At 41.0% G+C, this 14,109-nt stretch carries 9 protein-coding genes; 4 read left to right on the top strand and 5 right to left on the bottom strand.

From position 1 onward, the window contains the following. Positions 1-43: 43 nt before the first annotated feature. Together D3P12_RS08465 and clpB are read right to left on the bottom strand one after the other, a co-directional pair. Complete coding sequence (locus D3P12_RS08465) at positions 44-2,524, bottom strand: ATP-binding protein (protein WP_165438727.1); 2,481 nt, start codon at positions 2,522-2,524, stop codon at positions 44-46. Between the two features lie 78 nt (positions 2,525-2,602). Then, complete coding sequence (clpB, locus tag D3P12_RS08470) at positions 2,603-5,197, bottom strand: ATP-dependent chaperone ClpB (protein WP_118194593.1); 2,595 nt, start codon at positions 5,195-5,197, stop codon at positions 2,603-2,605. Positions 5,198-5,439: 242 nt separating this feature from the next. Here clpB and D3P12_RS08475 point away from each other — a divergent pair, with 242 nt between their 5' ends. Together D3P12_RS08475 and D3P12_RS08480 are read left to right on the top strand one after the other, a co-directional pair. After that, positions 5,440-7,449, top strand: coding sequence for a TonB-dependent receptor plug domain-containing protein (locus D3P12_RS08475; RefSeq protein ID WP_118194595.1), 2,010 nt, complete (start codon positions 5,440-5,442; stop codon positions 7,447-7,449). Positions 7,450-7,463: 14 nt separating this feature from the next. Further along, positions 7,464-8,561: a YncE family protein gene (locus D3P12_RS08480; protein ID WP_118194597.1), complete on the top strand. Its 1,098-nt coding sequence runs from the start codon at positions 7,464-7,466 to the stop codon at positions 8,559-8,561. Positions 8,562-8,571: 10 nt separating this feature from the next. Here D3P12_RS08480 and D3P12_RS08485 read toward each other — a convergent pair whose 3' ends face one another. The 3 genes from D3P12_RS08485 to D3P12_RS15340 all read right to left on the bottom strand — a co-directional run bounded on the left by D3P12_RS08485 (position 8,572) and on the right by D3P12_RS15340 (position 12,343). After that, positions 8,572-9,279 (bottom strand): ABC transporter ATP-binding protein, encoded by a 708-nt coding sequence (locus D3P12_RS08485; RefSeq protein WP_118194599.1) that lies wholly within the window; start codon positions 9,277-9,279, stop codon positions 8,572-8,574. Positions 9,280-9,315: 36 nt separating this feature from the next. Then, positions 9,316-10,797 carry a DUF5687 family protein gene (locus D3P12_RS08490; protein WP_118194601.1) on the bottom strand — a complete coding sequence of 494 codons (1,482 nt, stop codon included), beginning with the start codon at positions 10,795-10,797 and terminating at the stop codon, positions 9,316-9,318. 124 nt (positions 10,798-10,921) lie between these two features. Next, positions 10,922-12,343 carry a DUF6600 domain-containing protein gene (locus tag D3P12_RS15340; RefSeq protein ID WP_157970296.1) on the bottom strand — a complete coding sequence of 474 codons (1,422 nt, stop codon included), beginning with the start codon at positions 12,341-12,343 and terminating at the stop codon, positions 10,922-10,924. 227 nt (positions 12,344-12,570) lie between these two features. Here D3P12_RS15340 and D3P12_RS08505 point away from each other — a divergent pair, with 227 nt between their 5' ends. Together D3P12_RS08505 and D3P12_RS08510 are read left to right on the top strand one after the other, a co-directional pair. Beyond that, positions 12,571-13,335, top strand: coding sequence for an MlaE family ABC transporter permease (locus D3P12_RS08505; protein ID WP_118194607.1), 765 nt, complete (start codon positions 12,571-12,573; stop codon positions 13,333-13,335). After that, positions 13,332-14,108 (top strand): ABC transporter ATP-binding protein, encoded by a 777-nt coding sequence (locus D3P12_RS08510; protein ID WP_118194609.1) that lies wholly within the window; start codon positions 13,332-13,334, stop codon positions 14,106-14,108. Before D3P12_RS08505 ends, D3P12_RS08510 begins: the two co-directional genes overlap by 4 nt. Position 14,109: the final 1 nt, after the last annotated feature.

Genomic DNA, 14,109 nt, shown 5'->3' on the forward strand with positions numbered 1-14,109 from the left:
AGTTATGAAAACGCTTACTACTTGAAAGGGTTTCTTGAAAAAATTATATTGCTTCCTCTTTGTTTAAAGCGTCAATAAACAAGAGTAGCCGATGCTCAATATCGTTGAATTCCTGTATATTGGGAACATCCCCCGCACGAGCATCAATCTCCATTTTTCGCAATATAAATGCGATAGAATCTTCACCCATTTGTGCAGTTCGTCCGGCTAACCTGTGTAGTAAAAACTCGGTTTCATAAATATCTTTAGAAGAGATGGTTCGTCTTAATTCCTTGAGGTCTTTTTTTGTTCCTTCTTTGAATAGTTTAACCACCTTTGGCCGTACTTCATCGTCATTAACCTCAAGAATCGTTTGAATTAACTCACTTTCAGCATGGTTCATTAAAGGCTTATCGGCTTCGACCCCTAAGCTTGCAAGAAGACTAGCTTCTTTAAAAGGTTTTAGTAAAAGTCCATCGAAACCAAAGGAAAGTATTTCTTTCCTTTCTTCAGGTAAAGCCTGTGCAGTAAAAGCAATGATCTTTATATCACTTCCGTATCTTCTTCTAAACTCTTTATAGATGTCTTTGCCTGTCATGCCGGGCATACGCATATCGGTGAGCAGGAAATCAGGACGTTCATCAACCGTGATTTTCAGAGCGTCCGACGGCGAATGGAAAACTCGATGTGAAATTCGATGTTTAGTCAAAATGGTATCACATAGATCAATAATGTAATTATCATCATCGATAACCCAAACCTCTCCGTTGAAATGTGATGCAGGCATCAATGAGGGTTGTTCTGGTCCAATTTCAATGCTTTCTTTAAGTGTAGGAAGACTGAAAGAAGCGGTAAATACAGAACCTTTATCGATTACACTCTTAATTTTGATTTCACCACCCATTTCTTCAATGAGGGTTTTCACAATCGTGAGACCTAATCCATTGCCAAAATGAATTCCAGAATTTGCATTTGTAGATTGCTCGAATTCATTAAAGATTTTCTTTAGGTCAGACTCGATGATACCAGGTCCCGTATCCTGTATCCGGAAGCTAATATCTGTCTTTTCACCATAGTCGGTAGATACTATCTGAAGTAAAACTTCACCCTCTTCGGTAAACTTAATGGCATTGCCGACCAGGTTGAAGAGTATTTGCTTCAGGCGAAATGCGTCTCCAATGACTAATCCATCGCCAAAGATTCTGGATGTTAGTATCAGTTTAATATTTTTTTGATCTGCCTGAGGTTTCATGATATCGACAAGCTCATTACCAAGCTTTCCGATATTAACCACTTCTTCTTGAAAGGCAAATTTTCCTGAATTAAGCATGTTATAGTCTAGTATCTCATTTACAATCTGTAAGAGATGTTCAGAAGACTGGTGAATTACATTAACTTTATCATTGTCAGAGTGTTGGTTTTTCAATTGTTCCGTATAGCCAATTATTGATTGAAGAGGTGTGCGCAGTTCATGGCTCATGTTGGAGAGGAATCTTTGCTTTGCTGCACTGTGATATTCCGCTTCATTTTTTGCTCTTTCCAAAGCGATCCGATAGGCTGTACTTTTTCGCATATCGTCTAAGATGAAATAGATTAATACAACTGATATCACAAAGAAAGCTAATAGGATGTATGCTATTCGTTGAGCACTTTGGTTGACAACATTGCGCGCGTCAAGGTTTTCAAGTTCCATCTGAAGCATGGCTTCCTTTTCTACTTCATGTAGAATGTTGAACATATTGCTGACCAGTATGTTGCCAGCAATAGTTAGCTCTGCTTCAAGGTTGACAAAACTTGAACTACGCTGAAGTTGTCTCTGCTCCAGATTTTGGATAGCCAAATCAATTTTCTTCTCGGCACTATCAGCTCGGAAATTCTTGATCGTGTCAACTTGAATATTTAATTCTTCCTCAATCGTCCTGGGAGCTGAGGGGAGGGTGTCAGGGTTTCTATTACGCCCTCCAAATATTTTAGAGAGGAAACCCCGTTCTGCCCGGTCCGCTTCGTTTTGTTGCGGAGGCTCCACAGTACGGGTCGTAATTTTCTTTTCAGTCGTGACAATCGTGCTGTCACTCTGCGGGGCTGATTGAATCAAAGTTGCAATGTTTTTTATCTGACTTGAGAATTGCTGGTTGTCAACCAAATTTTTACGAACCTGCACATACGAGCTAAAAAGCTCATCACGTTCCTTCAGCAGAACCCGGATAGAATCTATCCGCTGAGATTGTACATCGTGACTTGAATAAAGATTCTCTAAAGAATCAAGTGCTAATAGGATGTTATCTGATTCTTTAGCATACCCCGTGTAATTATTTGTATTTAAGACTTGTGCGCGCTGTAGTTGATCGACCTGAAGAATGTCCCGGGATATTCGGCTTACCAGACGCAATTTCTCATTTGGAGTGGAGACTTTATCAACTTTGTTGAGCATTTCATCGAAGGCAACCTTGCTTATCACATAGGCTAACCCTAATGCAACCGCACATGCCATGATGATAAAGAATATCTTATGATATATCTTCGAACCTGTTTTTTGTTTTTTCAACGTGTTTTCCATCCTCAGGTAAGCAAAAAAAGGCACAAATAATGTGCCTTTTTATTATGCTGACAAATTGCTGTTTCCTTAAGCCTCGTTCAGGAAGACAAATTTTTGATCAAACATATCGAGTTTGATAGCGCTGTCCTTGGTTATTTTACCGGCCAGTATCTCTTTTGATAATTCGTTAAGCACTCTTTTCTGCATCACTCGTTTCAATGGCCGTGCCCCGAATTGCGGATCATAGCCCAATTGTGCTAGCCAGTCTAAAGCCTCTGGGCTAGCCGTCAATGTTATATCCATTTCGGCTAACTGCTGTTGCAGCCTCTCGAATTGCAAATGGACAATTTCTCCAATCTCATCGCGCGATAGAGGAGTGAACATAATCACCTCATCAATCCTGTTTAAAAACTCAGGGCGTATCGATTTCTTTAACAATTCAAATACTTCGTTTCGTGTTTTAGCAATCACTTCAGCTCGGTTGCTTTCATGGAGTTCAGAAAAGTTCTCTTGGATGAGATGCGAACCGATATTGGAAGTCATGATAATGATCGTGTTTTTAAAATTAACAACCCTTCCTTTGTTATCTGTTAGATGCCCGTCATCTAATACTTGTAATAAAATGTTAAAAACATCAGGATGTGCTTTTTCTATCTCATCTAATAGTACAACTGAATAGGGGTGTCTCCTTACAGCTTCAGTAAGTTGTCCGCCTTCTTCATAGCCCACATATCCTGGAGGAGCACCTATTAATCTCGATACAGAATGACGTTCCTGATATTCACTCATGTCAATCCGTACCATCATGTGCTCATCGTTAAATAGAAAGTCAGCAAGCGATTTTGCCAGTTCGGTTTTACCTACCCCGGTGGTTCCGAGAAAAATAAAGGATCCGATAGGGCGATTCTTGTCACTAAGCCCGGCTCGCGAACGGCGGATAGCATCAGATACCGCCTCAATAGCCTCACTTTGTCCAGCAACTCGTTTATGAAGTTCTTCTTCAAGTTTTAAGAGTTTCTCCCGTTCGCTTTCCACCATTTTAGTGACCGGAATACCTGTCCAGCGTGCAACAATCCCCGCAATATCTTCTGCCGTTACTTCTTCTTTTAACATCCGATGGTCGCTCTGGAAGTCCTCTAAATCAGCTTTTAGTTTAATTACGTTATCTTGGGCTTCCTTAATTCGTCCGTATCGAAGTTCCGCTACCTTGCCATAATCACCTGCACGCTCTGCTTGTGATGCTTCCAACTTATAATCCTCGATCTTCTGCATCTCCTGGTTTATATTGTCAACTAGGTTTTTTTCACTTTGCCAAGAGGCACGTATAGAGTCTCTTTCGCTTGTTAACTTAGCTATCTCTTCACTTAGAGATTCTACTTTCTTCTCGTCTTTTTCTCTTTTAATGGCTTCGCGCTCAATTTCAAGCTGCATGATTTTACGCTCAATTTCGTCAACGGCTTCCGGCACCGAATCCATTTCAAGTCTTAATTTCGAAGCAGCCTCGTCCATCAGATCAATAGCTTTGTCAGGTAAGAAACGATCAGCTATATAACGTTGGGACAGTTCCACTGCCGCTATAATCGCGCTGTCCAAAATCCTTACCTTGTGATGAGTTTCATAACGTTCTTTTAGTCCTCTTAGAATTGAGATCGCATCCTGCGTGTCTGGTTCCTCGACCATTACGATCTGAAAACGACGCTCTAGTGCTTTATCTTTTTCAAAATACTTTTGATATTCGTCAAGTGTAGTTGCACCTATTGCTCGCAATTCACCTCTTGCCAAGGCTGGTTTTAAGATATTCGCCGCGTCCATTGCACCTTCTCCACCTCCTGCACCAACCAGCGTGTGAATTTCGTCAATAAATAGAATGATTTGACCGTCGCTACTTGTCACTTCTTTTACAACTGACTTCAGGCGTTCTTCAAATTCGCCTTTATATTTAGCTCCGGCGATAAGTGCTCCCATATCAAGAGAGTATACGGTTTTGCTCTTCAGGTTTTCAGGTACATCGCCTTTGATAATCCGATGTGCAATGCCCTCTGCTATAGCGGTTTTACCAACACCCGGTTCACCCACTAGGATTGGGTTGTTTTTTGTCCGTCGCGAAAGGATCTGCATAACACGTCGAATCTCTTCATCGCGACCAATTACCGGATCCAGTTTACCTGATTCTGCGAATTCATTTAGATTACGGGCATATTTATTCAAAGCATTGTAGGTTGCTTCAGCATTTTGATCGGTTACTCGGCTGTTGCCCCTGAGCTCTGTGATCGCTTTTCTTAAATCCTTATCCGTCAATCCATGATCTTTTAGCAAAGTAGATACCTTGCCGTTGCTATTCAGAATAGCCAATAGCAAATGCTCCACCGACACAAACTCATCATTGAAATCTTTCAAATATGATTGTGCCTTCTGAATAATCGCATTGGTCTCATTGCCAAGGTAAATATTGCTACCGCTAACTTTCGGAAAACCCGCAATCAACGAATCTAATGACTCATTTAAAAGAGGTATATTCGCATTGAGCTTCTTTAGAAGATGACTGATAACATTTTCATCAACAACTAATAGGGCTTTCAGCAAGTGAGCAGGCTCAATCGCCTGTTGTTGGTTCCCAACAGTTATTTCTGAGGCTTTTTGTATCGCCTCTTGTGCTTTTATTGTAAAGTTGTTAAAATTCATAGTTGCTTTCCTTAATTCAAAACAAATACCACGATAGAAAGTTCTCTGAAATCGGAAATATTGACGTGCGTAATTGCATTGCACATGAAAAAATGACGCAATATGCGCTCCCTTGTGTCTATTGCGTAGTTCTGCAGACCCATTGCTTGCTTTTACTGATTACAACCCTCTCCTCATCCACTTCGATGGAATTATATTTTATATAAAAGAAGATTTATCTAAGTTTGCTGTTCATATTTGATATGGGTTTACTGTTCCGTATAGTGGTTGCGAAAGTCGTTTTTTTCATCTGTATCGTTTTGCCCTTTAGCTTATTCGCTCAGGACAAAATAGGCTATGCGGATACGTTGAATCGAGTGGATGTTACTCGCTCCAAGTTGTCAACATCAGCGCGGCAACCCATGCCCTCTCAAACCCTCCAGCCCGCAGAATGGTCAGAAATGAACAGTGTTAGCGTTGCTGACGCCGTCAAATATTTTTCCGGTGTGCAGGTTCGGGATTATGGTGGTATAGGCGGATTGAAGACGATTGATGTTCGTACTCTAGGTGCCAATCACAATTCGGTGTTATATGACGGTATTCCCGTAAATAACGCGCAGAACGGACAGGTCGATCTCGGCAACTTTTCATTGGATAATATCGGTTCCCTTAGCCTTTACCAGGGACAACCCAGCACACTTCTGTTGCCTGCGAAGGCATTTTCATCTGCCTCGGTCTTGTTGTTGGAGACTAAAGAGCCCCAGTTTTCGGATAATAAAAAGACAAATTTAAGATTCGGATTGAAAGGAGGGAGCTTCGGAGTTTTGAACCCCTCGTTAACTTGGGAACAGAAACTGACCGGCTTAACAAGTTTACGCTTTAATACGGAATATATGAAGGCGCATGGCGAATACGATTTCTACTTCCGGCGCGGCATTGTAGATACACTAGTTCGACGTGAGAACTCCGATATCGAGTCTCTTCGGCTCGAATTAGGCTTGCAGGGCTATTTACCAGATAGCAGCGAATGGAAACTCAGGCTCTATCACTATTTTTCGGAGCGAGGGCTGCCCGGTGCTGCAGTCGACAATCGTTTTTTTTCAGAAGAGCGGCAGCTAGACCGAGATTATTTTATTCAGGGAAACTGGAAGAAGGTCGTCCAGCCTTGGTACAAAATGTTGATCAGTGCAAAGCATCAATATTCTTATCAGCGTTACAGCGACCCAAACTTTCTCATTTCCGATGGTTTTCTAATCAATACGTTCAAACAGAATGAGATTTATCTTTCTATGGCTAATCTTTTCGTTCTATCTGAACAAGTGCAGGCTTCGATCTCAGCCGATTATTTGCATAATCAACTGGATGCCAATTTACGTGATTTTGCCTATCCGACACGAAACACCTTCCTATTGAATGCCGCGGCTGAATGGCGATGGAACAGCCTTCATCTGCAAGCGAACACCTTAGCTACATTTTGGAATGAGAAAACCAAAACATCTACAGAAAAGTATCATGCCAAAGATATAGGTTATTCATTTTCTATGTCTTGGAAGCCATTAGTTAATCATAATCTTTATATTCGCGCTTTCCATAAATCAATATTCAGGGCGCCTACATTTAACGATATGTATTATACCTTTGTGGGCTCAACTGCGTTGAAACCAGAATACGTCGATGAGTATAACATTGGGTTCACCTGGCAGAAAGCTTTGCCCGGTTTCGTTGAGTATATTGAGTTTAAAGGAGATGCTTACCATAATTCAATCAGAGATCGGATTACAGCAATCCCTATGAATAGTTTGTTCCGCTGGTCGATGGTCAACCTAGGGAAAGTTCAGATTGATGGGCTCGATATCGCCCTGTCTGGAAAAGTTAGAATAGACAGGCAAAGCGATCTAAAAGCAGGCTTCAACTATACATATCAAAAGGCGATTGATAAAACACCAAATGGTACAACATACAACCAGTTCGTTCCCTATGCCCCAAAACATAGTGGCGCGTTTTTTGCCTCAGTTAGCCGGAATAAATTTTCGTTTAACTACAATGCTTTGTATACAGGAGAGCGCTATAGTTTGCGGTCTAATACCATGGAGAATTTGATGCCTGAATGGTTGGTGCAAAATGTTTCTGCTTCTTATCATACTCAAATAGGTAAGGGTATTTATCGTATATCGGCAGAACTCAATAACTTTGCAGATAGAAATTATCAAATTATCAGATCTTACCCAATGCCGGGTATGCATTATCGAATAGGTTTACAAGTCACTTTTTAACTAATTTATATATAATGAAAAATACTTTACAAAAATTCTTAACCCCTTTTGCATTTGTTTTCGTAGCATTCCTAGCGTCTTGCTCTGATAAAGACCCCATTATCGCTGACGAGCCAGTAAAACCCTCTGAAGGGATGTATGTATTGAACGAGGGGCGTTTTATGGTAGATAAATCGAGTTCGATATCATATATCGACTTCGAAACGAAAGAAGTTACCAAGAATATCTTTCAGGCGAACAATTCCACTGCTGATTTAGGTAGTGATCCGACTGATATGGGTCAATACGGTAGTCTTCTGTTTGTTAGTGTAACGAGTTCGAATAAAGTACTTGTTCTTGATGCGGCAACAGCAAAGCAGATAAAGGCGATAAATATCGATCAACCACGGTTCATGGCTTTTCATGATGGAAAGGTTTTTGTCACTTCTTATACGAATAAAGTGTTTGCAATTGATACATTGACCAATGCCGTGAGCGGTGAGGTTGCCGTAGGGCGCACCCCTGAACAAATCGCTGTGGCAAATAATAAAGTATATGTAGCTAACTCTGGTTCAAATGACTTTATTACGGGCGGCAGCCATGACAACCGTGTTTTTGTGATCGATCCCTCGCAGCTTACTGTTCAAAAGGAAATTGAAGTTGCTGATAACGTATACCAATTATATGCAGATGGGAAAGGTTCCGTTTACGCTGGTACGGCGGATATCTACACCAGTGTTGGCAGTGAGTGGGTATTACAACAACCGGCTAAATTGTACCGGATCAACACAAGTACGGACGCAATCGATAAGGAATTTGATTTTGGAATTCAGCTAATGGCTTTCAGTGATAACAAAGCGTATATGATCAGTACAAATTATCCCGGTGCGAATGGATATACTTTATTGGAAATAGATCTCAACGGCGAAAACCTGAGCGAACTGGATTACTTTAATTCGGTCACAATCGATAATATGTATGCACTTACGGTTGATCAGAAAAATGGCGACATTTGGATATCGAATACAGATTACGAAACGGATGGAAAGGTATATCACTATATTCAGGAAACCCAACAAGTAGAAGAGTTCTCCGTGGGCTTTAACCCTGCGGTATTAGTCCTAAAAAAATAGAAACGAATCTTTAACTAACTGAAGTCTGAGCGAAGAAAGCTTCCAACTCAGCTAAGGTGTCAGGGGAGGTGGGGCCATCTTTAACTACTTCCCCTTTATTTAACGCGATGATGCGGTCGCACACTTCTACCGTATGCGAAAGGTCGTGACTAGAAATCAAAAAAGTTTTTTCTTTGCTTTCTGCTAAGTCTTTGATGATCTTCTTTAAACGAATTTGTGTTGTTGGGTCTAGATTTGCAAAAGGTTCATCTAGAATAATCAGTTCCGGGTCACCGATCAAGGCCGCGACGATACCGACTTTCTTCTGGTTCCCTTTAGAGAGATCACGAAGGAATTTCTTCTGATTGAGGATCTCATCACTGAAAAAGTCAATATAGTTTACCAAAAATCGATTTACATCTTCTTTATTTAGTCCTCGTAATTCACCGATAAAATAGAGGTATTCTTCCGGTGAAAGATAGCCGATCAGAAAACTCTCATCAATGAATGCCGTTGTAAAACTCTTCCATTCTTCACTTTTGTGTACAGGGGTTTCTTTACTAAGAATATGACCTGTACTAGGTTGTATAAGGTCTAATATTAGACTGAAAAGTGTCGTTTTACCAGCACCGTTGTTACCCACCAGTCCGATGCTCTCACCTTGTGCAATATTCAGATTGGGGATATTTAATACACAATTTCCACCATAGTATTTCTTTAGATCTTTTATTTCAATCATGCTGTTTATTTGGTTATTGTCTTGAGTGATGTTGATTTAATTCTGTTGTTGGGCAAATCCACTGATCGCTTGGTATTTCCTTTTTGCATATAATTTCACAAGGAGGTTCAACAAACTGTTCTTAAGTAAGAGCCCTATAACCCCTAAGATTGCTAAGCCAATCGTTGCGATGTTTTTGTCGACAACTTCTGAGAGAATAATCCAGATCAAAATTGGAATTGCAAACAATGGAATCCCGACAATCCATTGAGCAGCGCCCATACCTTCATAATTCAGAAACTGAGACTTATCTAAATTGATCCGTTTTTTATTAAAGGATCCAAAATATAAAATTATTGGAACATTCACTCCCATGTTAAAAAGTGCGCAAGCGAGGTTCAGAAGTAGAATATCCCAACCAAAATATAAATAGGGTGTACTTAGAACCATAAGAATGATCACGGATGCATACATGAGCATAACTTTTGAGTTCAAATAGAGCTTCATTGGAATATTCTGCGTCATCAACATAGCATAATAGCTACTATCCCATGCCGGGATGAATTGCCCGAAATTGATCATAAACATCCCGGTAATGAAAATTCCCACAAATACCATCCACGACGAGTTTTGATAATATGAATTTGTATAGAAAAGCAGCCCGTAAACCAAAAATAACAGAGACATGATTACTGTTGCTCTAGACCTTTTGTTCCGTTGAATCAATTGTAGATCCAGCTGGATAAAAGGTGCCAGTTTACCAAACCGACTTGTCCAGGAAAGGTCTGTTTGTCGGTAAGCATCCTCCTGATTTCTGACATAGCTATCCAGGTAGATATTTCTCTTTAAAGAGTGATAGCTCGCTAGATAGCTTAAGGCGAGAAGTACAACCGGAATAAAGACTAGATAAGGTTTTTCCAGAACCATATCAAAAAAGCTTCCGACAAGGTTGGAGAATGAATAGATTTCAAAATAATCAAGAAGCACGACCGCTACCACCATAAGAAGAAAGGGTAGTGTTGATTTGAGACTCTCCGCAAACTTCTTTTTGATCCATGTGTTCACAAAGTTCAGCGTCAATGTTATAGAAAATACAGCTGCCAACCAAGCGGTGACCTGAGTTGATGTCAGATCATTTTTGTAATAACATATAAGAATGAAGGGAACGAAAACCAAGGGCGCCAACAGATTGTAAAATGAAAAAATACTTTTACCTAATAGAAAGTGCGCCATTTGACCCCGGTTTACCTTCTGTAAAAGTAGGGGTTTAACATGCATGACGGCTAGGTTTTGCAACATGAACCTGAGAATAAGTTCAAAACCAAACCAAGGCAATAAAAAATTATTGACAACCGAAACAGGGCTTGTATCCGATATGTTTTCCTCTATTAAGGCATACAAACTCATTCCTAGTATTAAAAACACGAGAATAAAATAGAGCCCAACAAAACCTAAAAAGATCTTAATTGCTAGACTACGGCCTGCGCTGTCCGCCCTGAAAAAAGCCGTCCATTCAAGGGTTAATAGTCTTTGGAACATTCGATAAAAATATGAAAAGTTTGCAATTTTCGATGTCTCTTTCAGTTTATAAACCTCTGAAAAAAGCGAAGAGGCTGCATCTGCTGATACAACCTCTTCGCGGGTTTATTATTTAACCTTTTATTTATCTCCCTCTGGTTGAACTAGCTCTGTTTCTCGAGCTCGAACTTCTGCTTGACGTGGCTTTGCTTGACGAGGACGGTCTTGCTGAACGGACAGTCGAGCTGCTCCTACTTGGTGAAGGATTGCTAGCTCGTTGAACCCGAACCGAACTAGACGGCTTTGCCTGTTGCCTTTGCTGACTTTTAACAGCTGGACGCTGAGCCGGACTTTGTCTCTGAGTCCTTCTCGACGGAGCTACTGATTGTTGCCTTGAACGTGAGCTCTGTGTTCTTACCTGTGAGCTTTGTGTTCTGGATTGCTGTACCCGGTTCGGTGTGCTTCTCGCACTTGATGAACGTTGAGTTTGACCTGATTTTATATTCGTTGACCGCGGTGCTGTTGTCCGGTTGTTCTGCGCACGATTAGCACGCGTACGACTGCTTTCCACTGCATTACGGTTGGCCGAATTAGTCCTTGTTCTAGAGTTTGTCGCTCTCGTATTTGGCCGGGTAGTATTGTTTGACCTGCTGCTAGCCGTTGGGCGAACCGCTTCCGTATTTCGCGTTCTGTTATTCGAGTTGGTGTTTGCACGTACTCTCGAGTTGTTCGTTGCAGAACCATTGTTTCTTGCAGTCCGGTTAGCAGTTGCAGTTGGTCTGCGTTCAATCGAGTTACGGTTCGCAACACGGGTTGGTCTTGCATTACTGCGCGAGTTCCTATCAATGTTCGGTCTATAGATAGATACCGATCTTGAATTTACGGAAGCTCTACCTGGTCGGCGACTGTTGTTTACATTATACACTCTGACGTTGCTTCGGGTAACGCGCGCCAAATCTCGTCTGGCCGGACCACTATAATACCTTCTGTTATTGTAGATATAGGTGTTGTTGATGATCGTTGTGTGACCATAAAACGAGTTATAACGTCGGTATGGTGTATAGTATCGGTGAATCGATGGACTGAAGAAATAACGTTGTGGTACAAAAACCCAGTGCCTCAACGGAATGTTTATGTTAATGCCTACACTCACTCCAGGGCCCATTGGCGCCCAACCATACTGACCACCACCTTGTCTCCAGGAAACCCAAGCTGGTCCCCATTCATATCCAGGAACCCAGCCCCAGCCATAGTGGTTACTGTAATGCCAACGTCCATAGTGAAACGGAGCCCAACCCCATTCGTAGTCTGACAGCCACGTGTTTCCATATTCTGTATTAATCCACCGCCCATTTGTAGAGTACGGGTGGAAGTTTCGGTCTACGTCTGGAAGCCAGACATAACCATAATCCGGATCGTCTATCCATTCCCCATACGGAGAAAGTTCATCGTAGAACAACTGGAAGGACACATCCATGTTTTGCGCTCGAGCCTGTTTAAGACCCACAGTTGCAACCAGGAATAACATGGTCGCAACGAGAAATATTTTATTTTTTATGTCTTTCATAGCCGTATTTTTATGTGATTATTGAATGCGTTTGTATATATGACCCTCTAAGCAAGCAATAGTTTAATGAACAAACCTTTTTGTCTATAGGAATGTTACATATTAGCATTGTTAATGAGTTTATTACAGTAAATAAATACGATATTTCTACACATTTATATAATAATAACCGTTATTTTTGCGCAATCTTACTCAGTAGATATTTTTATTTCTAAACAAAACTGATAATGATTTCAAAAATCATTGATAAATACCTGATAGATTTAGCAGACATTCACCGTTTTGTAATGCGTTTCTTCAATGAGGTTTTTGTAGGCCCTTTTGAGTTCAAAGAAATTATTCGTCAGTGCTATGAGATCGGTGTCAAGTCATTGCCCTTAATGTCATTGACCGGCTTTATTATTGGGGTGGTATTTACGAAGCAGTCGCGACCATCATTGGCAGACTTTGGTGCTCAGGCGATGTTGCCGGCATTGATATCGATCGCCGTGGTGCGGGCATTGGCGCCTCTAGTTACTGCGTTGATCGCCTCTGGTAAGGTTGGTTCGCAGATTGGGGCCGAACTCGGTTCCATGAAAGTAACAGAGCAGATCGATGCAATGGAAGTATCCGGGATCAATCCATTTAAATTCTTGGTTGTGAGTAGGGTAGTGGCAACTTCGGTTATGATCCCTGTCCTGATGTTTTATGTTGCATTTGTCGCTTTAATGGGAGCATTTATGAACATCAATCAAAATGAAGCGACAAGTATGGTTGTGTTTTTTACAGAGGTCTTTGATGCGATAACTTTTAAGGATGTCTTTGCTGCCGTATTTAAGTCCTTTGTTTTTGGCTTTACCATCGGCATTGTTGGCTGTTATCAAGGTTATACCTCATCTAAAGGTACAGAAGGGGTTGGTCGTGCTGCTAACTGGGCGGTTGTCATGTCAATGTTCTTGATTTTTATCGAAGAGCTTTTAATTGTACAACTTCTTCAACTGGTTCCACAATGAAAAAGAAAAAGGCAGAATATATAAATTACGACGACCCTGTTATAACAATTCGTGATCTTTATAAATCCTTCGGAGAAAAGGATATTCTGAAAGGCGTAGATCTTGATCTCTTCCGCGGTGAGAATCTCGTAGTGTTAGGTAGGTCGGGGACGGGAAAATCCGTTCTTATCAAGATTATCGTAGGCTTGTTGGCTGCTGATCGGGGCACCGTGAATGTACTAGGTACTTCATTGGAAGATATTGATACAGAGGCGCTGAGGCAATTACGGTTAAAGATAGGTTTTTCCTTTCAGAATAGTGCTTTGTATGATAGTATGACTGTTCGGGAGAATATTGAATTTCCACTTGTACGGATCAAGAAGCACTTAAAAAGAAAGGAAATTAATCATGCTGTATCAACTGTTCTAGAGGGGGTTGACTTGTTGCAGGCAATCGATCAAATGCCTTCTGAACTTTCCGGTGGCCAACGAAAGCGTATTGGGATTGCACGCACACTGATTTTAAGACCGGAAATCATGCTTTACGATGAGCCTACAGCTGGTTTGGATCCATTAACCTGTATCGAGATCAATAAGCTTATTAATCGGGTTCAAGATCAGTTTAAAACCTCATCGATCGTTATTACACATGATCTGGCTTGTGCGAAAACCGTTGGTGACCGTATTGTTATGTTGCTAGATGGTACATTTGAAAGACAAGGTGACTTTGAAGATATTTTTAACACACAAGATTCAAGGGTGAAGCCCTTTTATGATTATAATTTTATAGATTAAC

This window comes from Pedobacter indicus, assembly GCF_003449035.1.
Lineage (GTDB): Bacteria > Bacteroidota > Bacteroidia > Sphingobacteriales > Sphingobacteriaceae > Albibacterium > Albibacterium indicum.